This is a genomic window from Paraglaciecola sp., assembly GCF_039964565.1.
Lineage (GTDB): Bacteria > Pseudomonadota > Gammaproteobacteria > Enterobacterales > Alteromonadaceae > Paraglaciecola.
Map to the genome: position 1 here is coordinate 29,477 of NZ_JBDVXF010000006.1, position 23,392 is coordinate 52,868.

Annotated in this window: 18 protein-coding genes; 11 read left to right on the forward strand and 7 right to left on the reverse strand. The window is 40.5% G+C overall.

The window, feature by feature from the left end; genetic code table 11:
* Position 1: 1 nt before the first annotated feature.
* Positions 2-2,158: an alpha-glucuronidase family glycosyl hydrolase gene (locus ABJK37_RS03130; RefSeq protein WP_348350020.1), complete on the reverse strand. Its 2,157-nt coding sequence runs from the start codon at positions 2,156-2,158 to the stop codon at positions 2-4.
* Between the two features lie 315 nt (positions 2,159-2,473).
* On the opposite strand from ABJK37_RS03130, the gene ABJK37_RS03135 reads away from it, so the two are divergent.
* On the forward strand, positions 2,474-3,460 hold the full coding sequence (locus ABJK37_RS03135) for an NAD(P)-dependent alcohol dehydrogenase (protein ID WP_348350022.1): 987 nt from the start codon (positions 2,474-2,476) through the stop codon (positions 3,458-3,460).
* Positions 3,461-3,510: 50 nt separating this feature from the next.
* On the opposite strand, the gene pepE is transcribed toward ABJK37_RS03135, so the two are convergent.
* Positions 3,511-4,215 (reverse strand): dipeptidase PepE, encoded by a 705-nt coding sequence (gene pepE, locus ABJK37_RS03140; protein WP_348350024.1) that lies wholly within the window; start codon positions 4,213-4,215, stop codon positions 3,511-3,513.
* A 97-nt stretch (positions 4,216-4,312) separates the two neighbouring features.
* On the opposite strand from pepE, the gene ABJK37_RS03145 reads away from it, so the two are divergent.
* The 6 genes from ABJK37_RS03145 (at position 4,313) to ABJK37_RS03170 (ending at position 11,033) form a co-directional block, all read left to right on the forward strand.
* Positions 4,313-4,789 carry a low molecular weight protein-tyrosine-phosphatase gene (locus ABJK37_RS03145; protein WP_348350026.1) on the forward strand — a complete coding sequence of 159 codons (477 nt, stop codon included), beginning with the start codon at positions 4,313-4,315 and terminating at the stop codon, positions 4,787-4,789.
* A 130-nt stretch (positions 4,790-4,919) separates the two neighbouring features.
* On the forward strand, positions 4,920-6,263 hold the full coding sequence (locus ABJK37_RS03150; RefSeq protein WP_348350028.1) for a 3-deoxy-7-phosphoheptulonate synthase class II: 1,344 nt from the start codon (positions 4,920-4,922) through the stop codon (positions 6,261-6,263).
* Positions 6,264-6,574: 311 nt separating this feature from the next.
* Positions 6,575-7,387: a hypothetical protein gene (locus ABJK37_RS03155; protein WP_348350030.1), complete on the forward strand. Its 813-nt coding sequence runs from the start codon at positions 6,575-6,577 to the stop codon at positions 7,385-7,387.
* Positions 7,388-7,390: 3 nt separating this feature from the next.
* A complete protein-coding gene (locus ABJK37_RS03160) occupies positions 7,391-8,428 on the forward strand; it encodes a substrate-binding domain-containing protein (protein ID WP_348350032.1) in 1,038 nt (345 codons plus the stop codon).
* The gene (locus tag ABJK37_RS03165; protein WP_348350034.1) at positions 8,425-9,957 is read left to right on the forward strand and encodes an iron ABC transporter permease; all 1,533 of its coding nucleotides are present in this window, start codon (positions 8,425-8,427) and stop codon (positions 9,955-9,957) included. The genes ABJK37_RS03160 and ABJK37_RS03165 overlap by 4 nt, the downstream gene beginning before the upstream one ends.
* Complete coding sequence (locus ABJK37_RS03170; RefSeq protein ID WP_348350036.1) at positions 9,957-11,033, forward strand: ABC transporter ATP-binding protein; 1,077 nt, start codon at positions 9,957-9,959, stop codon at positions 11,031-11,033. Before ABJK37_RS03165 ends, ABJK37_RS03170 begins: the two co-directional genes overlap by 1 nt.
* Before the next feature lie 23 nt (positions 11,034-11,056).
* Here ABJK37_RS03170 and ABJK37_RS03175 read toward each other — a convergent pair whose 3' ends face one another.
* Entirely contained in the window at positions 11,057-11,530 is a 474-nt protein-coding gene (locus tag ABJK37_RS03175) for an NYN domain-containing protein (protein WP_348350038.1), read from the reverse strand.
* A gap of 449 nt (positions 11,531-11,979) precedes the next feature.
* Between ABJK37_RS03175 and ABJK37_RS03180 the strand changes: the two genes are divergently transcribed.
* Positions 11,980-12,150, forward strand: coding sequence for a hypothetical protein (locus tag ABJK37_RS03180; protein ID WP_215933409.1), 171 nt, complete (start codon positions 11,980-11,982; stop codon positions 12,148-12,150).
* Positions 12,151-12,312: 162 nt separating this feature from the next.
* On the opposite strand, the gene ABJK37_RS03185 is transcribed toward ABJK37_RS03180, so the two are convergent.
* From ABJK37_RS03185 to ABJK37_RS03200, 4 genes are all read right to left on the reverse strand, one after another.
* Complete coding sequence (locus ABJK37_RS03185) at positions 12,313-13,899, reverse strand: ABC-F family ATPase (protein ID WP_348350041.1); 1,587 nt, start codon at positions 13,897-13,899, stop codon at positions 12,313-12,315.
* A gap of 135 nt (positions 13,900-14,034) precedes the next feature.
* Positions 14,035-16,143 (reverse strand): DUF3488 and transglutaminase-like domain-containing protein, encoded by a 2,109-nt coding sequence (locus ABJK37_RS03190; RefSeq protein WP_348350043.1) that lies wholly within the window; start codon positions 16,141-16,143, stop codon positions 14,035-14,037.
* On the reverse strand, positions 16,136-17,191 hold the full coding sequence (locus tag ABJK37_RS03195; protein WP_348350045.1) for a DUF58 domain-containing protein: 1,056 nt from the start codon (positions 17,189-17,191) through the stop codon (positions 16,136-16,138). The genes ABJK37_RS03190 and ABJK37_RS03195 overlap by 8 nt, the downstream gene beginning before the upstream one ends.
* Before the next feature lie 8 nt (positions 17,192-17,199).
* Positions 17,200-18,120 carry a MoxR family ATPase gene (locus tag ABJK37_RS03200; protein ID WP_348350047.1) on the reverse strand — a complete coding sequence of 307 codons (921 nt, stop codon included), beginning with the start codon at positions 18,118-18,120 and terminating at the stop codon, positions 17,200-17,202.
* A gap of 176 nt (positions 18,121-18,296) precedes the next feature.
* Here ABJK37_RS03200 and seqA point away from each other — a divergent pair, with 176 nt between their 5' ends.
* From seqA to ABJK37_RS03215, 3 genes are all read left to right on the forward strand, one after another.
* Positions 18,297-18,866: a replication initiation negative regulator SeqA gene (gene seqA / locus ABJK37_RS03205; protein WP_348350049.1), complete on the forward strand. Its 570-nt coding sequence runs from the start codon at positions 18,297-18,299 to the stop codon at positions 18,864-18,866.
* Between the two features lie 14 nt (positions 18,867-18,880).
* On the forward strand, positions 18,881-20,533 hold the full coding sequence (gene pgm / locus ABJK37_RS03210; protein WP_348350051.1) for a phosphoglucomutase (alpha-D-glucose-1,6-bisphosphate-dependent): 1,653 nt from the start codon (positions 18,881-18,883) through the stop codon (positions 20,531-20,533).
* 224 nt (positions 20,534-20,757) lie between these two features.
* Positions 20,758-23,229, forward strand: a complete 2,472-nt coding sequence (locus ABJK37_RS03215; RefSeq protein WP_348350053.1) for a glycogen/starch/alpha-glucan phosphorylase — start codon at positions 20,758-20,760, stop codon at positions 23,227-23,229.
* Positions 23,230-23,392 lie beyond the last annotated feature (163 nt).

Consider the following 23,392-nt stretch of genomic DNA (forward strand, 5'->3'; position numbering starts at 1 on the left):
ATTACCCCTGACCTGGTGCATAAGGATGTTGCAGACTGCGAAAGTATTCCAAGTTTTGCTTGGGAGGCTCAAACGACTTTGGAAAAGGTTTTTTCGAGATCGATTGGAAGTACAACATACATGCATCTCGCCACCATTTTGCTTCTTTGAATTGAATGTTTAACGCCATTGCCACCTGATTAAATTGATTTGGTTCTATTTCACCCTGTAAAGAAGACCATGTAGCTTGCATTTTAGCTACACCCGCTACACCTTTGTCATAGTGTTGAGCTAAGGCTTGCCATAGCGTTTTACCACTAGGCATTAAGTAGTCCCAGTGCAAATGATGAAACCAAAGCAGCAGTTCTTGAGGGGTAGTGCTAGGATCGGAAAAGCGTTTTTGCCAATAGGGAGCGTACTGCGAGATCCCGTTGGTACCAGAGGCGGTGCGGTTTAGACCAATTCCTTTTGCGTCAGCTCGGTGGTAATAGGTTGGATTCCAATCATCTCGGCCTAGGTTGTTTACCCAAGGTCCTGGTCCAAAATGATGGCCGGTATCCATTAAATGGTGCAATCCTAAAGGGGTCATATAGTCTACGACGTGCTCCCTTGACTGCATCATCATAGAGAGAATTTTCGCACTTGCACTACCTTTAGTGGTTAAGGTCATTGCTATCCACTCTTTGGCAATATCTTCGGCTGATAACTCGTGGTCCCAAGCGAGGCGTCCAAATACATACCAGTTAGCTTGTCCAAAAATATGACCGGTCCAATTGTGATCACTGCCAATATTGGCGACTCCCGCCATGACGGTCAGCGAGTTGTTGTGCAAACTACCGTCAATCACCTTTGAAACCGTCGAGCCTTTGCCTAGGACATGGGTATCCGACGTAAGGGTTTCTTTGTACAAAGTCCCCAAGTAGGCTAAATGAGTACTAAAGCCCAAATACTCTTGGGTAATTTGAAATTCCATTGCCAGCGAAGTAGCGGGCGTAGCGCCAAATAATGGGCTAAAAGGCTCTCGTGGTTGAAAGTCGATTGGGCCATTTTTGACTTGAATACTGACATTTTTAGCGAACTTGCCGTCCAACGGTACAAATTCATTATACGCTTGTAAACTGCGCTCTGTGTCTGAATCATGGTTGTAAACAAACGCCCTCCATAACACCACTCCTCCGAAGTCCTGTAAGGTTTTTGCTAACATGTTCGCGCCTTGTGCATGTGTGCGGCCATAGTCACCTGGTCCTGGTTGCCCTTCCGAATTGGCTTTAACCAAATAGCCTCCAAAGTCAGGAATAAGGCGATATATTTGATCGGCTTTTTGTTGCCACCACTGCTGTACATCTTTATTCAAGGGATCTGACGTCGCCAAACCTCCGAGTTGTTGTGGAGAACTAAACTTCAAGCTTAAGTAGATTTTGATCCCATAAGGCCTAAAAATATCAGCCAAGGCTTTGACTTTATTTAAGTACTTAGGTGTCAGTATGAGTGCGTCAGAATTGACATTAATTGGCACAACACCATTGATCCCAATAGAGGCATTAGCCCGAGCATAGTCGTAATAGCGTTGCTCTTTATAATCGGGCAATTTATGCCAATCAAATATGGATTGCCCAGCATATCCTCGCTCAGTATGGCGGTCTAAGTCATCCCAGTGATTTAACATGCGTAATTTAACCTTGGGTGATTGTATAACCGACAAATTGTCGATTGGCTGCAAGTTTTGTATCAAACGAATAAAGTGAAAAGTGGCATATAACAAACCAATGTCGGTATTGGCACTGATATAAATGGCACCATTTCGACTCTGGATGACAAACCCTTCGTCACCAATATTGTTTAGATAAGGAAGTAGCCAAAGTTCGCTAGCTATTAATTGGCTTTTAGGAGCGATTACCAATGTGTTTTTGGTGGATTTGAAGTTTGCTTGTATATCCAATAAACCTGTCGTTGCCAAATGTAGTTCTTGTTGAATCACAGCTGCCGTTTTTGATTGGCTTCTAATTTGTATATGTTGTAGATAGTTTTTGTAGTTTTTACTTTTAGAAGGAGCAGTGATGGGGTCATATTTCATCCATAAGCGATATCCATCCTCGCCTTCAAAACCTGAAGTGGCAAAAACGGGATGTGAGACGGTTATAATACTCAACATTAACAATACGAACCAAACGGATTTCATCCCTTGTGTGACCTCATTTCTAGTTGATTTAGCTTGTGTAAGTTGCAAATTTGTTTGCAGTTGTACAATAAATTAACATAGACATGGGCTCGCAGAGGTTGATTCACGTTGTTTCGTTATTGCGAAACTACAAAACGTAAAACCACCAAAATCACGAGTTTAAAGATACAACGAAAAACTAGGGTGGCTGCAAGTGTTTTCCAAGTGAGGGCTCTTAGTTTTCAATCAAACACACATGCAGGTGGATTTGATTATGTAATGTACTGCACTTAACGATTATCAACTAAAATTTTAGGCCTATTTAAAGGGATCTCAATGAAAGCTGTTGTGTATAAAAACTATGGTGCGCCAGACGTACTTCAGATAGAAGACATAGAAAAACCTACACCCAATGACAACCAAATATTAATAAAAGTACACGCCGTTGAAGCAACCAAATCTGACTGTGAATTACGAAGCTTTAGGTTTCCTGTAAAGTGGTTTTGGATACCTTTACGTTTAGCTTTTGGTTTATGTAAACCAAGACGACAGGTTTTAGGGGGATATTTGGCGGGAGAAGTCGAATTAGTAGGCAAAAATGTAACCTTGTTTAAAAAAGGGGATATGTTGTTTGGTAGCGCGGGGTTTAATATGGGATGTTACGCAGAATACGTGACTTTACCTGATACATGCACCTTAGTTTCTAAACCTAGCAACCTAAGTTTTGAGAAGGCCGCAGTGGTGCCTCTTGGAGGTTTAAATGCATTGCATTATTTAACAAAGGCGCATATCCAAAAGGGTGACAGAGTATTAATTAACGGTGCGGGTGGAAGCATAGGTACTTTAGCCGTAATGCTCGCAAAATTAATGGGAGCCGAGGTTACCGCCGTTGATTCGAAAATTAAAAAAGAATTATTAGCAGAAATAGGTGCAGATCATTTTATTAATTACGAGGTAGAGGTTTATACAGATTCAGGGAAGTCATACGACGTGATTTTCGATATGGTTGCTGGTGGCTCTTATTCAGCATGTATCAAAACTCTGGCGCCTAATGGCCGATATTTAATGGCAAATCCTAGGCTAAGTGACATGCTGAGGTCTGTTTTGACATCAATATTTACAGACAAAACAGTGAAATTTGCATTTGCAGGAGAAACTAAGGAAGAACTATTAACGCTTAAAAAAATGATTGAGCAGGGGCAAATAACTCCCATTGTGGATAAGAGTTTCCCCTTAGAAGATGCAGGCGAAGCTCATCGAAGAGTCGAGTCTGAACAAAGATTGGGGCCTGTCGTACTCACCTTTGACAATGTTAAAAACTAGGCGGCGCTTTAAAGGGGCAATCGAAACACCCCAATAAGTGGTAGCCTCGACTAACGGGTTAAATAACCCGTTAAATGTTGATCTGGTTTGATGACATTTTGCGTTTCTCCTTCAAACACCACAGCATCTAAACTACCTTTTAACAGCAGGGAATTACCTTGCAGTAATAATGCGCTTCCTTCACGAATCCCAATAACGGGCATATTGGGATTCAAAATACAAAACTCTTGGATACGTTGAGCGCGAGTTTCACCATTGTGCCCGGGTGGTTGGAAGTCGCTGTAGTGTGGGTTAAGTTGAAAGGGGACGAAATCGAGAGCCTCAAAACTAGGGGGGTGTATTATTGGCATATCGTTAGTGGTGCGAATGCTGTTGCCGCAGATATTTGAGCCTGCACTCCAGCCTACAAACGGTGAACCTTGAGATACCCGATGTCTTATAGCGTTGACCAAGTTGTGTTGGTATAGCTGATACAGTAAATTAAAGGTATTACCTCCACCAACCATGATGGCTTGAGCGTTGTTTATTGCCTCTTGGGTGTCGGGAAACTGATGAATACCTTTTATATGGTAGTTAGGAAGCGCTTTCTGTACTTTGGTGGTGTAGTCGTCCCAACTAATTGAAACCCCGGCATATGGAACAAACACAATCTCTTTGATTTCTGACAAATGTAGATCTATCAATGGGATTGCATGCTGCAGATAGTCTTCACTACCTGAACGAGAACTGCTCAACATTAGCACGCTTAGATTCATTTTTAATTTATTCCCTATTAGCACTAGACGCACAATTATAGACAGATAGAATAGTTTGCCTAGTGATAAACTCATCAATCATAATTTAGGCTAAATCATGTCTGTTAACACTGCTTCGGTACTTTTTGTTTGTTTAGGCAATATTTGTCGTTCACCCAGTGCAGAAGCTGTGTTTAAGAAAAAAGCCGCAGATCAAGGGCTTTCCATTGAAATAGACTCCGCTGGCACTGCGGGCTATCACAAAGGTGCCGCGCCAGATAAGCGGGCTCAGGCAGTGGGTGAGGACCGAGGTTACAGTTTTAAAGGTCTAAAATGTCGCAAAGTCGTAGAGCATGATTTTGAAAAGTACGATTATATTTTGGGCATGGACAACGACAATGTAGCTAACTTGCTCGAGATCTGCCCTGAAGAGTTTCAACATAAAGTAGCGTTGTTTTTAAGTTTTAGTCAATCTGAAGAACAACAAGTACCCGATCCTTATTATGGTGGAAAAAGGGGATTTGAATATGTGTTGGATTTAATTGAACAAGGTGCTGATGGTTTTGTAGAACACCTTAAATCCTCCTCACCATAAGTTATCCATATATAGTTTAAGAATATATGCGTTTATGATTGAAATTTTAAGTTATTCCCTCTAAATTCTCGTCCCAGTTTGTTGGTTTGTTTTTTGATCAACTACCCCATACATATTAAAAGGAAACATCGTGAGTCATTGGCAACCAGATAGTTGGCGTTCAAAGCCTATTTTGCAACAACCTACTTATGAAAATAAACAACACCTTAAACAGGTGGAGGATACCCTTGGTAGTTATCCTCCTTTAGTGTTTGCTGCAGAGACTCGTGACCTTTATAAGCAGTTGGGCGATGTTGCAGAAGGTAAAGGGTTTTTGCTGCAAGGTGGTGATTGCGCTGAATCTTTTGATGAATTTAATGCGCCAAAAATTCGCGATACCTTTAAAGTCATACTGCAAATGGCTATTGTGTTGACCTATGCGGGCCGTTGTCCAGTAACTAAAGTTGCACGAATGGCAGGGCAGTATGCAAAACCTCGTTCAGGCGATTTTGAAACTATTAATGGGGTGTCTTTACCTAGTTATCGTGGAGATATTATTAACAGTTTTGAATTTACTGAAGCTTCTCGTAAGCCAGATCCGCAACGTATGATTGAAGCGTACCACCGTGGTGCGTCTACTCTCAATTTACTGCGCGCATTTGCTCAAGGTGGTTTGGCTGATTTACACGAAGTGAACCGTTGGAATATGGCGTTCGTTGAGAATAATCCTCTAAAAGAACGTTACCATGATTTAGCTAAGCGAATTCAAGATTCGCTAGAGTTCATGAATGTCATGGGGATTAATTCAATCAACACACCTACATTGCATGAAACTAGCTTGTTTACCTCTCATGAAGCATTACTGTTGAATTACGAACAAGCACTGACTCGAGTCGATACGTTAACTGGCAATTGGTACAACTGTTCAGCGCATATGTTGTGGATTGGCGAGCGAACTCGTCAACTTGATCACGCGCACCTCGAGTTTTTCCGTGGGATCCACAATCCTATCGGTGTCAAAGTTGGACCAAGTATGCAAGAAGACGAATTAATTCAGTTGATTGATGCGCTTAATCCAACAAATGACCCAGGTCGGTTAACTTTGATTACCCGTATGGGCGCCGATAATTTGGAACAAAATCTGCCTAAACTTTTACGTCGTGTTAAACAAGAGGGACGTAAGGTGGTATGGAGTTCTGACCCTATGCATGGCAATACGTTTAAAGCGTCAAGCGGTTATAAAACTCGAAATTTTGATGCGATTTTACGTGAAATTCAGCAGTTTTTTGCAGCACACAAAGCTGAAGGGACACACGCTGGTGGGATTCACTTAGAGATGACAGGTCAACACGTGACAGAGTGTACCGGTGGTGCTTATCAAATAAGTGATGATGATTTAGCGCAAGCCTATAAAACCCAATGTGATCCACGACTGAATGCTGACCAAGTGTTAGAAATGGCATTTCTAGTGGCAGATCATTTACGTACTGCATAAATACATTTAATCCTGCCCCTTTGGGATCTGTTTGATTGCAAAGGGGAAGATATAAATGATAATTTTTGTATTGGTATCGTGTAGCTAGCTAATCCAGTGACACTTTGGGATAGTAAAACTAAACAAACCGTCTCAGTTGATAGTCTTGATCCAACTTTGGTTTCCGCCGTTATTCAGCGCTTAACTGAAGTGGGGTCAAATTAGGGGATCGACTTCAAGCTATTTTTAATGTAAAGCCCACACCTTAAGTGTTGAGAATGATTCTCATTTGTATATAATGCGCGTTAATTAAAACTTAAGGAATAATGCTAATGAAAAACCTTTCAAAATATATAACTAAGGCAGCACAAAGTCTTTTAATCATAACAAGTCTCGCTGCTTTCTCTGTTTTAGCTAATGGTGATATTGGTGAACATGTTAACCATCTTTCAGACAATATTAAAAAATACGAAGAAGAAGTTAATTGGTTATCAACCAAAGTTGATGGCATCGTCACTACCTATCAAAAAAGTGGTGCTAAAGCGGCTCACCCAGATGCATTGATGGAACATTGGGAAGCGGTAGATTTCCATGCTGCAATTGAAACTAATTATGTACTTATTTATGCGTCAATTTGGCAGGGGTTATATGCGGTAAAAGGTAGTATTGATGAAAACTCTTCAATAGCAGATGTTAAGGCTGAACAAGTAAAGTTAGAACGAGCACTTTGGCAAGCCTTAGGTGCTGTTAAAATGGCAGCTAAATTTCAAGATGAGGGCTTGTTAGCTAAAGTTAAAACAACTGAGGAAGCGCCAAAGAATTCAATTGAAGCACTGGTGGTAATCGAGAAAAATATCCACTCAGTTGTCGCAAAATATGCAGAACAATTAACAGATACCGCTACCACTATGGTTCATGACACCTATCTAAATTTATTTGAAGGTGTTGAAGGTGAGTTAATCGCTTTAGATGCCAAATTAGTAGAAGATTTAGAAAAAGATTTTAACGTAACATTACCGTTAGCCATCAAAAACAATAAATCTGTTGATGAAGTGCGTGAAATTGTAACGGCGATGAGTAAAAAGTTAACTAAAGCAAAAGTGTTATTAGAAAATAAAGCAAAAACTAAAAAGGATGTATTCTAATTTATGCAACGTAGAACATTGATTAAAACACTTGCTTGTTTAGGTGTGGTAAGTGCGCTCCCTTTGTTATCAGCAACGAGTTTTGCTGCATCGAGTCATGCAGTGTCAGTAGATGATTTACCTGAGTTAACTGGGGAGTTAACACTATATCTAGGCCGAGGTGAGGGAGGGCTATATGAAGATGTTCTCAATGCGATTAAAAAACGTAATCCTAAATTTACATTACGTATTCGCCGTGGGCCAACAGCTGCTTTAGCAAATACTATTATGGCAGAGGCTAAAGCAGGCGTTCGCCAAGCTGATTTGTTTTGGGCAGTTGACTCAGGTGCTATTGGCCAAGTAGTTGGCGCGGGTTTAGCAAAAAAACTGCCGAATGATTTAACTGAGCAGTTACAAAGTAATTTCCGCTTTGATGACTGGGCACCTATTTCAGGCCGTATTCGCACACTGCCTTATAATCCAACGCGTATCACTGCAGATAAAATACCGACAGATATTATGGCTTTGCCGGATTCTGATTTGTCTATCGCTTGGGCACCCGCTTATGCGTCGTTTCAGTCATTTATAACCGCAATGCGTATATTAGAAGGTGATGAAGCTACAACGGCATGGCTTAAAGCAATGGATAAAAAAGCCAAAAAATATGCCGGCGAACTAGGTGTGGTGATGGCGGTGGAGCGCGGTGAAGTGGATGTTGGCTTAGCAAACCACTATTACACCTTGCGACTTAAATCAGGTATGCCTGACGCAAATTTAACCTTAGCTTTTACAAAAAATGATGCTGGCTGTTTAGTTAATGCTTCGGGGATAGTAGCGCTTAGTGGCAATACAACAGCAACTGACTTTATTCGTTATTTACTCTCCAAAGAAGTGCAATCATATTTATCAGGAGAAGCGTATGAAATTCCATTAGCGGGACAGTTGCCACCACCCAGTGGGATCTCAAGTTTGACAGACATTTCTCCTCCTGCAATTGATCTAACAAAGCTTGCAGATTTACGACCTACTTTAGTGTTGATGCGTAATGCTGGCGTATTATGAGCCTTGGTAACATTCGTTGGCCTTTATCCTATAGTTTCTCTTTAGTTATTGTTTTATTTGCTTTTTTTCCCGTTGTTATATTAATGGTATTAGCATCAGACAGTGCACAAATGTTTGATGCCCGTAATCTTGGTATTCTAAGTAACACTTTATTATTAATGCTTTTTACCGCGTTAGGCTCTGTAGCCATAGGTGTACCATTGGCATTACTAATGACCTATGTAAATTTACCATGGCGACGGTTTTGGTTGATTTTGTTCGCTTCGCCATTAGCTTTACCGAGTTATTTAGGCGCTTTTACCTTCTATGCCGCTTTTGGTAGTGGTGGTGAAATAGAAAGCGTATTAGGACTTTCAACCCCAGCAGTAAATGGCCTATTTGGTTCAAGCTTGATCATGGTGTTATATACCTATCCTTTTGTTTTATTAAGTACACGATCAGCCTTAAGCAGTTTAGATGCAAGCCAAGTTTATGCCGCAAGAACATTGGGTATGTCTTTATTACTTAGCATTTGGTTTGTTGTATTACCACGTATTCGTAATGCGATTGCAGGTGGCGCGTTATTAGCTGCTATGTATGCGTTATCTGATTTTGGTACACCTGCCATTATGGGACTCAATACCTTCACCAGTGAAATTTATGTTGAATACAATGCCTTTGGTTTAAGCCAAGCCGCCATGCTGTCTTTACAGTTACTTGCCGTTGTAGCATTAATTTTATACATGGAATCAAAGGTCAAAGTGAATCAAGAACAGCCAGGAAAACATTTAACGCTTTGGCCTAATCATTGGCAAACTAAGTTATTGCTATTAGTCGCATTGCCGGTGGTGATATTAGCTATTTTATTGCCACTAGCTGTATTTTCATTATGGCTATGGCGTGAAGGAATTGAATACTTTGATGTGCAATATGCAATTAATTCTGCTTATGCGTCTTTAATCGCTGCAGTAGTTGCGGTGATTTTTGCTTTACCGCTTGCTTATGCGGCAACTAAAGGTCGAGTAGGCCGCATCATGGAGCGAATTACCTTTGTAGGTTTTGGTATTCCAGGGATTGTTATGGGCACTGCTTTGGTTTATGCAGGGCTACAACTGCCATTTCTGTACCAAACCTTGACGTTATTAATTTTGGCTTACGTCTTGAGGTTTTTACCATTAGCGGTGGGCACGATACGTAGTTCAACTGAAAGTTTGGATGGCTCTTTGGTCAGTGCTGCTCGCCTTTTAGGTGCTAGCCCAAAAGAAGTTTATCAGCGCATTACCTTACCGTTAACTATGCGTGGTGTAGTGGCTGGCGCGGCATTAGTCTTTTTAGAGGTGATGCGTGAATTACCGGCTACTTTATTGTTAGGCCCTATCGAGTTTGAAACCCTATCAACCTATTTATGGCGCGTTTATGAAGCGGGGTATTTTGGTAGGGCGGCTATTCCAGGTTTATTATTATTTTTTATTTCTGCTTTAGGGTTGGCTGTTATGCTTAGTACAGAGCGATGGGGCAATGTTGTATCAAATGAAGGAGCTTCGCGTTAATGATCACAATCAATAATTTATCAATTAATTACGGTGATACCAAAGTGATTGATAACTTAAACCTAACCCTAGCCAACGATGAAATACTTATGTTAGTTGGGCCTACAGGTTGTGGTAAATCAACTATATTAAAAGCCTTATCTGGGTTAATTCCCATTGCTGAAGGTGAAATAGTTCATCAAGATTGGACTGCAAATACCAAGAAACATATTACCCCAGAAAAGCGTAATGTTGGCATGGTTTTTCAAGACTTTGCCTTGTTCCCACATTTAACGGTAGAGCAAAACATCGCGTTTAGATTAAAAGATAATAGCCAGTCAAAGCGCTGGATAGACGCGTTAGGTTTACAAAAATTTCGCCACGTTAAGCCTAGCAACTTATCGGGTGGGCAAAAGCAACGTGTCGCATTAGCACGCACATTAGCCCATCAACCCTCGTTTATTTTATTAGATGAGCCTTTATCAAATTTAGATGCCGCCTTAAAAGATGATTTACGTTGGGAAATTCGCAGTGCATTAAAAGCCGCAGCCATACCCGCTATTTGGGTTACTCATGATCAAGAAGAAGCACTATCTGTCGGCGATCGAATTGGTGTTTTACATGCTGGAAAACTAGAGCAACTTGATAAACCAGAGCGTTGTTATAATCAACCTGTAAACAGGTTTGTTGCAAGATTTCTTGGCGAAACTAACTTTATTAGCGCCAAAATGCTAACAGAAAACACTTGTTTAGTGCCTGCTTTTGGCGTTGAGCAAGCCATTGAGAAAAATACTGAGCAGGTCGACGAAAAGTCAAGACTAACAGAATCAGTTTATTTACTGTTACGACCTGAAGATCTTTCTATCCAAGTTAACGACCTTCCTGAAGGTGAAGGTGAGAGAAAAGGCCACGGAAGCGTATTTTCAATGCGCTATGAAGGCAGTAGTCGTTTATATCAAATCCAAATAGCAGGTAAGCCAAAAGGTGACAACTTAGTTAAAGTAAGAACTCGTCATGATATAAATTTGGAAGTAGGGCAATCAGTTAATTTGCAAATAACCTCTAACAGAATTAAAACAATATTCGAAAAAGAGTAGTTGTTGCGAGCCGAATATCTTCTTTATTGCAAAAGGCTATCGTCTATTTTATGGAAAATTTGGCAAGCATTTACCAAAGAGTTTGCAGTTAATTCAGGTACGCCATAAACCTCAGTTTTACAGGCATATTTTTCTGTCACCTTTTTAAGTAATAAATCAAAATCGCCATCACCCGATAGTAAAATAATGGTGTCTGCTTGTTCGGCCGCTTCTAAAACATCTATGGCTATTCCCACGTCCCAGTCACCTTTTGCAGAGCCGTCACTGCGCTGAATATAGGGTTTAAGTTTGACGTCAAAACCAATATGTTTGAGGGCACTTTGGAATTTTTGCTGTTGGTTATCGCCTTTATCAATGGCATAAGCATTAGCGGTAATAATATTGCCTTGATGCTCTATATGTTGCCAAAAACGTCGGTAGTTGAATTGACGGGCATATGCTTGGCGAGTGGTGTAGTAGATGTTTTGTACATCAACAAAAATGGCGATTTTTTCCAAAAGTAAGTACTCATGTTTTTATAACACGCCAATAGTAACATCTTTGGTTTGTTTCGAACTATGTTCTGATGCTTGACCATTTAGTCAAATTAATGGTTGATTTATGAAAAAAAGCTAAGTATATTGCGACATGGTCTGTTGATTCTCTCTCAACAAAAGCCTCAAATGTTATGTCTTTCCTTGATCCAGTCAGCCAACATTAAAAACGTAATCTTTAGGTGCCAAAATATGGGTAATGTCCTACTGAATTGCAATAACAAGCTGAATTATCGTACGACGAATTAGTGAGTAGTAAACATCCTAGCAAACAATATTTGCAGATGTCTCATCGAGAAGAAACTTAAAGTTTTAGTAGTATCGTCAAAACTGTAATGAGCTTATTTTTAGTTTTTGACTATTGATGTATTCATTTTATGAAACAAAAGTAGTCATATTTAATGAGTTTAATTATGTCTTATACATACAACGGAACACAGATTTCGGTAATGTGCCCAGTGCACAACATATCTGTGAATAAATACAAAGTGGCATTTGCCGATAAAGCGGGCCAAAAAATGGGCACCTTTGCAAATACCTCTGAAGCAAAACAATTTGTTTCTTGGTTACTTAATATTAAGTAATTTCAAGGTGGCTGCGAGCCTCGAGCTGTTAGCTAAAGACAAAAAAGTAAAAGATAAGGGCATCATTCTTAACAAATGATGCCCTTTTTGTTTGACCTTAAAGCGTCGCTTTAAAATAATTTTGCGAAGCTCGAAGCTCGAAGCTCGAAGCTCGAAGGCTGTCTATACTCCTTGACTCGCCAAATAACTCTCATAGTCACCTTTAAAGTCTACTATGCCGTCAGGTTTGATGTCGATAATCCGAGTAGCTACCGAGGAGACAAACTCTCTATCGTGACTCACGAAGAGTAGGGTGCCTTTGTAGTTTTCTAATGCCAAGTTTAAAGACTCTATTGATTCCATATCTAAGTGGTTAGTGGGTTCATCCATAACTAAAATATTCGGCTTTTGCAGCATTAGTTTACCAAACAACATACGTCCTTGCTCACCACCAGATATGACCTTGACTGATTTGGTGATATCGTTTTGTGAAAATAACAATCTACCCAAAGTGCCACGCATAACCTGCTCGTCGTCACCTTCTTGGGCCCACTGGTACATCCAATCCATTAACGTTTTATCTTCTTCAAAATCAGCAGCATGGTCCTGAGCGTAATAACCAATGTTGCTATTTTCAGACCATTTAACGCTACCGGCCGTTAAATCGGTATCTCCAACTAAACATTTTAGTAGGGTGGTTTTACCCACACCGTTAGGTCCAATAATGGCAACTCTTTCACCTACTTCTACCATTAAATCAACGTTTTTATACAGTTCTTCATCGTAACTCTTTGCTAAACCTTCCACTTCTAAAGCCAAACGGTGTAATTTTTTGCTTTCTTCAAAACGAATAAAAGGGCTTTGTCGGCTAGAGGGCTTCACTTCGTCCAATTGAATTTTATCGATTTGACGGGCACGTGAAGTCGCTTGTTTTGACTTCGAGGCATTGGCTGAGAAACGACTCACAAAGGCTTTCAATTCAGATATTTGCGCTTTTTTCTTGGCATTGTCTGACAACAAACGTTCACGAGATTGTGTTGCTGCTGTCATATATTCATCGTAGTTACCTGGGAACAAGCGAATTTCCCCGTAGTCGATGTCTGCCATATGAGTGCAAACCGAGTTTAAGAAATGCCTATCATGGGAAATAATGATCATGGTGCAGTTACGTTCGTTGAGTACGCTTTCCAACCAGCGGATAGTATTAATATCCAAGTTGTTGGTCGGCTCGTCTAGTAACATGATGTCAGGATCAGAAAATAACACCTGGGCCAACAATACTCGCAACTTCCAGCCTGGTGCGATTTCACTCATAGGCCCAAAATGTTGCTCTACTGGAATACCTACACCAATTAGCAGTTCACCCGCTCTAGATTCGGCCGTGTATCCATCCATTTCGGCAAATTCAGATTCTAAATCGGCCACTCTAATGCCGTCTTCTTCGGTCATGTTGGGATTGGCGTAAATCGCATCCCGTTCTTCTTTGACCTTCCAAAGTTCGTCATGGCCCATCACGACAGTGTCGATTACGCTGTAATCTTCGTAAGCAAACTGGTCTTGTTTAAGTTTACCGATACGTTCACCGGGATCCACAGACACATTGCCAGCTGAAGGCTCTAAGTCGCCACCAATAATTTTCATAAAGGTGGATTTCCCACAACCATTGGCGCCAATTAGGCCGTATTTATTGCCGTTGCCAAATTTGGCTGAGACATTTTCAAATAAAGGCTTTTCGCCAAATTGGATGGTAATATTTGCGGTCGTAAGCAAGGTAGATTCCCCAGTAGTAATATTTGGCTTTGGTTTGCCACAGCAGTAATTATTGTGCTGATTAGCTTGACTAATTAAATGGCTAAAAATTCGGCGCGCATTATGCCACAGAAATAGCATTATCGCTAAGGGGGCTTAGGTTCTTTTTATCGTATTTGAGTCAGCTTTGAGCAATCCCGTTTTTAATTGGGTTAAATACCGTCGCATCATTCGATGACACTGTTTGACATTTAAAACAGAGGCACTTGTTTCTTGGATATTTTGATAGCACAGCCGCAAATACAACTGCGTGATATGAGTAAAAGGTTCACTGACTATCGTCGGATAATGTTCATTGATTTGTTGATTAAAAGCACTGGGCCCTTGCCAAGTAGCTCGTTGGGTGCCTGTTTTTTCGATGGCATTGATCGCCTTTAAGTACAATCGCTGAGTGGTGCTACCGCGGTTTTGCAACCAATGCGGGACAAAAAACAAACTGAGTAACAATGCAATTATCAAGACTATTCCAAGTCCCAACATGGATAGACGTTCTGGAGTCAGCTTACCTAAAATAGATTTAAATAAATCCCTTTGAGTTTGACTATTAAAGCCCAAAACCCAGCGGCTCCAATTGTAATCTAAGTCTGCTAAAAACAACCTAATATTGTTGAGCCACGCTATGTTGGTGAGCCGTGCTAGGGCAAAAGGGGAGTCTGCTAAAAAGCTACCTTCCTCTAACATAGCTTGTCGTAACCCGTATTCTATTCTGTCGGGCGATACTAGCGCGGTAGGATCCATACGTTGCCAGCCAGAACTCTCGCTCCACGACTCCACCCAAGCGTGAGCATCATATTGATAGACACTCAAATAGGCGGAGTCTCCAGGGTTATTGATTAACTCTCCTCCTTGATAGCCTGTCACTATGCGAGTTGGAATTCCGCCTAATCTCAGTGCATAGGCTAGGGCGCTTGCATAGTGGCTACAAAATCCAGCCTGATTATCAAATAAGAATCTGTCAATAGGGTCGACCAACATCACTTCTGGGCGCAAAGTATACACAAATGGGTTATCGACAAAGTGCTGCAATATTGCCTGTGTAAAACTAGGGTTATCTGGAAATTGCGAACGAAGGTTACTGACCCATTCTCGAGTTTTGTTGTTACCTTGCTCTGGTACTTTGAGATTAATGCGTTTGTCCGCCGGAGTCAGAGTTTGGCTGCTTAATGCATTGGGATAAGAACGCACCTCATACTGAAATTTATTCGCTAGGGGTTGCTGACTAAATAATTGAAAATCACTGCTTTGTAAAATATTTCTGCTGCCTCGAGGCCCGGTGGGTTGAGCAACGTCTAATGCAAATAACCAAGATTGGAAGGTGGGCTCAGCGATGACTGTATAATCAAAATAAGGGCCCGTTAATTTAGGCTTAAATTGCTGTTTGGTTTTCAATTGAATCTCGCGTATTTTTTGACGATATTGATGCACTTTCCATGTTTTGCCGTCAAAGTCTTCCATTACTATGGCGCGCCAATATCGTTGTTGAGCAATGGGTGGGATGTTTTCAAAAGTGGCTCGAAATGCTAATTCACTGGATTGTGAAAGAGCGGCAATATCCCCAGGGGTAATTTGTTCTGATAACCCAGTACTTGCTCCATTGGCTTTTGGCGTGTGCCATAGAGGTGACAATTGCGGTAGCACTAGAAACATTAATAGACCAATAGGAAAAGCCTGCAAACTAAGTATTGATATAGTCTTTATATGTTTTCGAATCGTAATGGATGGGGCGTGGTAACAAGCCAAACTGAATAAAATAACTAAACTCATAAAGCCATAAAATAGGCTAAAACCAATAGATTGGTTAAAAATAAATCCACAGCCAATTAAAAAAAACAAACTAATGACTAACTGGTAGACATCTTTTTGACTACGCATTTGCATCAGTTTTAAAGCACAAGCAAGTACTAATAAATTAACCATTCCAAATAGCAAACCCGTATTTAACGCTGAATAAATTAAACCCAGTATACTTAGTAGCGCCAGTAAATTTAACGTTCGAATAGAGGGTAAGTGTTTGTAATATTTAAAATAAATAGCGCCGCGTATAACAGTGCCACAAGTTACCAGTAATAATATCCAAGTCAGTACCGTCGAAAAAAGGCTAAAACTAATAAGCACCAATGTTGCCGCTATAAGTAGCAGCGCTATATTTTTAGAAGACTGCAGCGTGTGCTGTTTCTTGGATTCTAAATTTTGCTTATTAGACATTAGTAGCATTCCCATTGGGAAAATTCGCTAAGGCTTGTAAGCAGGCCAGTCGATGATCGTTGCCATTATTGGGCGCTATACAATGGTCGCCTAAATCTAACCCAAAGGTTTGCTGCAAACGACTCAATTCCATGACTTGATAACACAATTTGCTTAGCTCTTTTTCTAAGGCCGCCACTGAGTCATTGTTAGAATTTAACAAGGGACGTTTTGCATAGTCACTGGATAGTTTAAGCCAACCCAACTGGTGACCCGCAGAATCAAATTGTTTACTTACCATGCCGCGGCCTTTGGCGAGTTGTTTCCATGCGACATGATTTAACGGTTCGCCTAATTGATAGGTTTTAAGATGGGAAAAATCATCGTGCCCAGATAGTACGTTGGCACTTGCGGCATTGTCGTTAGTTCTATTGTGCTCACTGAGATGTAATTGTATCTCACAAGGTATGGGTTTAGGGAAAACCGTAATTTGGTGGGTAAAAGCCAAATGTGTCCAACAACGATATAAGCCCAAGGGGTAGAAGCTTTCTATTGTGACTCTAGACAGGGTCAATTTTCCACGCTGTTGACACTTTTGACTTAAATTAATTGGATTCGAAAATAAATCGGCATCAACCACAGTTGTTACCGGTAAAACTCGAGTTTTAATGGACTTTCTAGATTTTTGTTTGGTTTTTTGAAACTTAAAATGCAATAAGCCGTGCGCTGCATTGTCGCTGTTGTTGGTATTTAACCACAGCGGAATATGTAAGTTGTCATCAACGAAGACTTCGGGGCACTTTCCTATTTTTAAATTGATGCGCGCAAAATTGATATAGCTAGCCAGTAAATTCACTAAAAACATCGCCAACAAAAAATAGCACAGTAACAGCATCAAATTATTTTGATAATTGGTACCAAGCAAAAACAAGAGTACGCATAATGACAGGAATAAAACCCCGAACTTAGCGGGTAAAATGAAAATGCTATGATGGTTCAATTGATGTTGTGCCGCCGCTGGAATGCGTTTATCTAACCACTTGTTCCAGTAATTATTTATCACTGTCATGGTCTTGTCTAAGCTGCAATGGGATCAATCGATTCGAGCAATATTTTACTCATGCTTCCTTGAGTACTGAAGTCACTTGAAGCACTTCGTAACCTGTGTTCAGCCACAGACGAAAGTACCGCTTGAACATCTTCAGGGATCAAAAAATCTCTATTGTTAATAAAGGCCCAAGCTTTCGCCGAACTTAATAAGGCTTTTGTGGCTCTGGGAGACAATGGGTTGGCAAATTGATTACTTTCGCGACTAAAAGTGACTAAACGCAAAATGTAATTGAGTAGTTCATCTGACGCATGTACCTGGCTGGCTTTCATTTGCAACTCGATGAATTCAGCGATATCCATTACCGTTTCTACAGTACGTTGGCCATCTCCCAATTGTGCTTTAAGCATGGTTTTTTCAGCTTCTTTGTCGGGGTACCCCAGTTGAATTCGCATCAAAAACCGATCAAGTTGAGATTCAGGTAGCGGATACGTGCCCGATTGATGTGAAGGGTTCTGAGTACCAATTACAAAAAACGGAGAAGGTAATGGGCGAGTTTCGCCATCCAAACTGACTTGTCGTTCTTCCATTGCTTCAAGCAGTGCGCTTTGAGTTTTAGGACTGGCGCGGTTGATCTCGTCTGCCAATACTAACTGATTAAAAATGGGGCCCGGATGGAAACGAAAACTTTGTTCGTTATTGTCAAAAATATTGATGCCCAACATATCTGCTGGCAGCAAATCCGAGGTGAATTGAATCCGTGAATATTCTAACCCCAATACTTTTGCCAAAGTATGCGACAAAGTGGTTTTGCCCATTCCTGGTAAATCTTCAATTAACAAGTGACCATTTGCCAACAAGCAGGTTAACGCCAATTTAATCTGCGGTTGTTTTCCAATTAACACCTGACAAGATTGTTCTATGGCCATAGCCAGTTTGTTATGCAGCATAAAATTTGAGTATCCGAAGAATTAATAATGTTGGGCGAATCAATATTTTAGCGCAAATTAGTCTAATTTTTGGTGGTTTAGCTAATACTTGTGTATGAAATTAAATTAATCGATGATTTGATTGTGGCAATAAGTATAATCTAGCCACATGTGCTCAGTTTAAAATAATAAATTTCATGAAAAGTATTCAAATAGAAGACGATCTTTACCACTTTATAGCCTCACAAACCCAAGATATCGGTGAAAGCGCATCAGATATTTTACGCCGACTTGTTATGCCTGAGTCGTTACTCAATACAGACAACGAAAGCGTTTCAGAAAAAGTTACGGCAGGTAGCACTGAACCCGATTCAGTGAGCAACACGCAAAGTGCTGATTCAATTTGTCAGTCGGAGGCCGTTTTTAATGAGCTTGAAGGTCAGCAGTTACAAGCTATCCCTAAAATTGTAGAAAGGTGGTTGTTAGTGTTATCGATTATTCACAAACACAACACCCAGCAGTTTGCTAAAGTGTTGGGAATGAGTGGGCGTAATAGAACCTATTTTGCGACTGATAAGGATACCTTATTAGGAACCGGCAGTAGTACCAATCCTAAAAACGTGCCCGGTTCTGATTATTGGGTGATAACCAATAACAACACTGCGAAGAAAATTAATATGCTCAAAGAAGTGGCTGAGCAAGTCGGTTTTAAATCGGCTGAAATACAACAACTAATCGAGATTTTTGCCCCCGAACATATTGAATAAAAATAAGGATCACTATGGCTCTACATCCAGAAGCAGGAAAACCCGCGAGTAAAGAGCAGTTGGTCAACGTGGCTAAATTGACGAGCGCCTATTACACCAATCAACCGAACAAAGGAGACAGTACGCAAGCGGTCTCTTTTGGAACGTCTGGACATCGTGGTAGTGCATTGTTAAATACCTTTAATGATAACCATATAGCGGCAATTAGTCAGGCGCTGGTAGAGTATAGGCAACAGCAAGGTATCACTGGTCCTTTGTATATGGGAATGGATACCCATGCTTTATCTGAGGCTGCGTTTTCAACTGCCGTTGAAGTGTTAGCGGCCAATGGTGTTTCTTTAGTGGTACAAGAAGCCCGTGGTTATACTCCAACGCCTGTCATATCTCATGCTATTTTGCAGCGCAACGCGAACTCGCCTCAGGAACAAGCTGATGGAGTCGTGATCACGCCTTCACATAACCCTCCCGAAGATGGTGGTTTTAAATACAACCCTCCACATGGAGGACCCGCAGACAGCGATGTGACTAACCTTATTCAGCAGCGAGCCAACGAAATTATCAGTAATGACATGACAGACGTAAAGCGTATGCGTTTAAACGATGCCTATGACTCTGTGTATGTTAAAGAAATTGATTTCGCCGAAGATTACATTGCTCAATTAGATCAAGTTATTGATATGCAAGCGATTGCCAAAGCGGGTTTAGTTTTAGGTACTGATCCATTAGGCGGTGCAGGGTTAGGTTACTGGGACAGAATAGCGCAGCGGTATGGATTAAACATTGAGGTGGTTAATCGCAATGTTGATCAACAATTTGGGTTTATGCGTCGCGATAAAGATGGAAAAATTCGTATGGATTGTTCATCTCCCTATGCCATGGCCGGTTTGATTGACCTAAAAGACAAATTTGATGTTGCTTTTGGTAATGACCCTGATTTTGATCGACATGGCATTGTGACTCCCAAAGGCGGTTTAATGAACCCTAATCACTATCTTGCAGTGGCTATTCAATACCTATATCAACATCGGACAGACTGGCCGCAGGATATTAAAGTAGGAAAAACCTTGGTATCAAGCAGTATGATAGACCGCGTGGTGAAGAGTTTAGGACGTGATTTAGCCGAAATGCCAGTAGGCTTTAAATGGTTTGTTGATGGGTTATTAAACAGCGAAATTGGCTTTGCAGGTGAAGAAAGTGCGGGCGGCATATTTTTGCGACGTAATGGTAAACCTTGGGCAACAGACAAAGATGGGATCATCTTGTGTTTATTAGCTGCTGAAATTATTGCGGTAACCGGAAAAGATCCGAGCGAACATTATCAAGCCCTAACCGAACAGTTTTCGGCCCCAGTTTATACTCGTATTGACGTGGCGGCGAATCACGCTCAAAAACAAGTATTAAGTAAGATGGACAAAAGTGTTATTCAATCCACTGAGCTTGCTGGTGAAACCATTACAAACATTCAGACTCACGCACCAGGTAACAATGCCGCTATTGGTGGAGTCAAAGTCAGTACCGAAAATGGATGGTTTGCAGCGCGTCCGTCAGGAACCGAAGAAATATACAAAATATATGCTGAAAGTTTCAATGGATCAGAGCATCTGGATTTATTGGTTAAAGAAGCTCAAGCTTTGGTGCAACAAGTATTTAAAACTGCAAATGTTTAAATTTTTAAATTAAACTGTTAATTTATTGTAAAAAGCATGCGTGTTTTGAAGTGAATACGTATGTTTTTGTGCTTTGTTAACGTTTATTTAACAATTTTCCGCAAAAAATCCTGCTAAAACTGTCATATTAAATTTATCTGTAATTTTATTACGTCATTTAAAACCTAATTCCGAATATGTATCGGCATAAATGGCGTGGTAATAACCCAAATTTGAGGTGTGATATGAGCGCAAAAAATTCAGTTTCTGCAACTTCTTCTTTACCCAAAAAAGCGATAAAAGAAGCGATTGTTCGACATTTACATTGTTCTTTAGGAACCGATGAAAACAAAGCCAATAACCACGCGTGGTGGAAAGCAACGTGTGCAACAGTGCAGGAACATGTTTTAGAGCAATTACGTAAGACTCAAAAATCACACTATCTAAACGATACGAGAGCGGTGCATTATTTTTCTGCCGAATTTTTAATGGGCCGATTGATGTCAAATAACCTACATAATTTAGGGTTGTTTGAGCAAACAGACCAAGCCTTAAAAGAGTTAGGCATAAACCTTACCGATATTATGGAAGAAGAGCCGGATATGGCATTAGGTAATGGTGGCTTAGGACGTTTAGCGGCATGTTTTATTGATTCGCTAGCGACCCTTGATCTACCTGCGGTAGGTTATGGATTACATTATGAACATGGCTTGTTCCGTCAAGAAATTAAAAATGGTAAACAGATAGAGCGTCCCGATAGCTGGCGAGATTATGGCAATCCATGGGAGATATGTCGTCCAGAATCGATACAAGAAATACCTTTGTACGGTTATGTCGAAACTAAATACGGAGAAAATGGTGGAATAAGAAAAGAATGGCATCCAGGTTTAATAGTAAAAGGTTTGCCTTGGGATATTCCTGTAGTTGGCTATGGCGGAAAAACTGTTAACGTATTACGTTTATGGCAGAGCCAAGCATCTGATTACTTTAACTGGGATGTATTTAATGCGGGGGGGTACGTGGATGCACAAAAGGAAAATGTGCAAGCAGAGACTATTTCCAAAGTGTTGTACCCCAATGACGAAACAGAGGCTGGTAAAGAGTTAAGGTTGATTCAACAGTATTTCTTTAGCGCCTGCTCACTCAAAGATATTATTCGCCGCTACAAACGAGCACACGGTAAAGATTGGAGCCGCTTTTCAAGCCAAGTGGTGATTCAACTTAATGACACTCACCCTGCCATTGCCATACCTGAATTGATGCGGATTTTATTAGACAGGGCTGAACTTGATTGGGATAAGGCATGGGAAATTTGTAGCAAAAGTTTTGCTTATACCAATCATACTTTGTTACCAGAAGCGCTAGAAAAGTGGCCGGCGCGTATGTTCGAAAAAATTCTGCCAAGGCATTTGGAAATCATATACGAAATCAATCACCGTTTTATGAACGAAGTGGAGAGACAATGGCCTGGTAACAACATTATTAAGCAGAAGTTATCTATCATCGAAGAAGGCAGCGAAAAGATGATACGCATGGGAAATTTATCGGTGATTGGTTCGTTTAAGGTTAATGGTGTGGCGGAAATTCATTCTGCACTAGTGAAGAAAAACCTGTTCCCAGAATTTCATAGTATGTGGCCAGATAAACTGACGAATGTGACTAATGGCATTACACCACGTCGTTGGTTAAAGGCATGCAATCCAAAGTTATCAGCTTTGATTGATGAAAAAATTGGTGACGATTGGCCGTTGAATTTAGAAAAGTTAGAGCAGTTGAGTCAATTTGCTGACAATGCCAAGTTTCAAAAACAATTCATGAAAATAAAACATGAAAATAAAGTCGCATTGGCAAAAGAAGTCTTAGCGCTGACTGGAATTGAAATTGATCCTAAAGCAATTTTTGATGTCCAAATTAAACGATTGCACGAGTACAAACGTCAGCATCTTAATCTTTTACATATCATGGCGTTGTATCGTCGTTTATTAGAAGATCCCAGTTACGATATGCAACCACGAGTATTTTTGTTTGGGGCTAAAGCGGCTCCAGGATACAAGTTAGCCAAAGACATTATTTACGCAATCAACCAAGTGGCTGAAAAGATAAATAACGACAAACGAGTCAATGGCAAAATCAAGGTGGTATTTTTGCCGAACTATCGCGTGAGCTTAGCTGAAAAAATGATCCCGGCCGCGGATATTTCTGAACAAATTTCTACAGCTGGTTTAGAGGCGTCAGGCACCGGAAATATGAAGTTATCGCTAAACGGAGCATTAACAGTTGGGACCTTAGACGGTGCGAACATCGAGATTGCCGAAGAAGTAGGTGATGAAAATATATTCATATTTGGGTTAACCGTAGACCAAGTACAAGAACTCGATCAGGTTGGCTACACACCCTTTAATTTCTATTACAACAACAAAGAAATTAAAGCGGTCTTAGATTGGCTTGAAACGGATTATTTTACTCCTGGCAAACCAGGTGCTTTAGCGCCAATTAAACATAGTTTGCTAGAAGGCGGGGACCCTTACAAAGTGTTGGCTGACTTTGAGTCTTACTCACAGGCACAGCAAAACGCCGATAAGGCATACGCTGATAAAGCCGGCTGGGCTAAAATGGCAATCTTGAATACGGCGCGTATGGGGAAGTTTACTTCAGACCGTTCCATTAAAGATTACGTTGAAAAAATTTGGCAATTACAACCCTGTTCAGTAGATTAAATACAGCGCTTACAAATGAATATATATACTAGGGTCTAAACTATAGGTTTGACCCCAAAGGTTAATATTTTGTACAACAAAAGCTCAAACAAAAGTTTGAGCTTTTTTATTAGTAAAAATGTGTAATAATTTACTCAAGATTATCGGCTCTATGCCGATAAAT

Excerpts from the sequence above, each read along its gene's own strand:
- ABJK37_RS03130 (WP_348350020.1), bottom strand. The coding sequence starts at position 2,158 with ATGAAATCCGTTTGGTTCGTATTGTTAATGTTGAGTATTATAACCGTC.
- ABJK37_RS03135 (WP_348350022.1), top strand. The coding sequence starts at position 2,474 with ATGAAAGCTGTTGTGTATAAAAACTATGGTGCGCCAGACGTACTTCAG.
- pepE (WP_348350024.1), bottom strand. The coding sequence starts at position 4,215 with ATGAATCTAAGCGTGCTAATGTTGAGCAGTTCTCGTTCAGGTAGTGAA.
- ABJK37_RS03145 (WP_348350026.1), top strand. The coding sequence starts at position 4,313 with ATGTCTGTTAACACTGCTTCGGTACTTTTTGTTTGTTTAGGCAATATT.
- ABJK37_RS03155 (WP_348350030.1), top strand. The coding sequence starts at position 6,575 with ATGAAAAACCTTTCAAAATATATAACTAAGGCAGCACAAAGTCTTTTA.
- ABJK37_RS03160 (WP_348350032.1), top strand. The coding sequence starts at position 7,391 with ATGCAACGTAGAACATTGATTAAAACACTTGCTTGTTTAGGTGTGGTA.
- ABJK37_RS03165 (WP_348350034.1), top strand. The coding sequence starts at position 8,425 with ATGAGCCTTGGTAACATTCGTTGGCCTTTATCCTATAGTTTCTCTTTA.
- ABJK37_RS03170 (WP_348350036.1), top strand. The coding sequence starts at position 9,957 with ATGATCACAATCAATAATTTATCAATTAATTACGGTGATACCAAAGTG.
- ABJK37_RS03180 (WP_215933409.1), top strand. The coding sequence starts at position 11,980 with ATGTCTTATACATACAACGGAACACAGATTTCGGTAATGTGCCCAGTG.
- ABJK37_RS03190 (WP_348350043.1), bottom strand. The coding sequence starts at position 16,143 with ATGTCTAATAAGCAAAATTTAGAATCCAAGAAACAGCACACGCTGCAG.
- ABJK37_RS03195 (WP_348350045.1), bottom strand. The coding sequence starts at position 17,191 with ATGACAGTGATAAATAATTACTGGAACAAGTGGTTAGATAAACGCATT.
- ABJK37_RS03200 (WP_348350047.1), bottom strand. The coding sequence starts at position 18,120 with ATGCTGCATAACAAACTGGCTATGGCCATAGAACAATCTTGTCAGGTG.
- seqA (WP_348350049.1), top strand. The coding sequence starts at position 18,297 with ATGAAAAGTATTCAAATAGAAGACGATCTTTACCACTTTATAGCCTCA.
- pgm (WP_348350051.1), top strand. The coding sequence starts at position 18,881 with ATGGCTCTACATCCAGAAGCAGGAAAACCCGCGAGTAAAGAGCAGTTG.
- ABJK37_RS03215 (WP_348350053.1), top strand. The coding sequence starts at position 20,758 with ATGAGCGCAAAAAATTCAGTTTCTGCAACTTCTTCTTTACCCAAAAAA.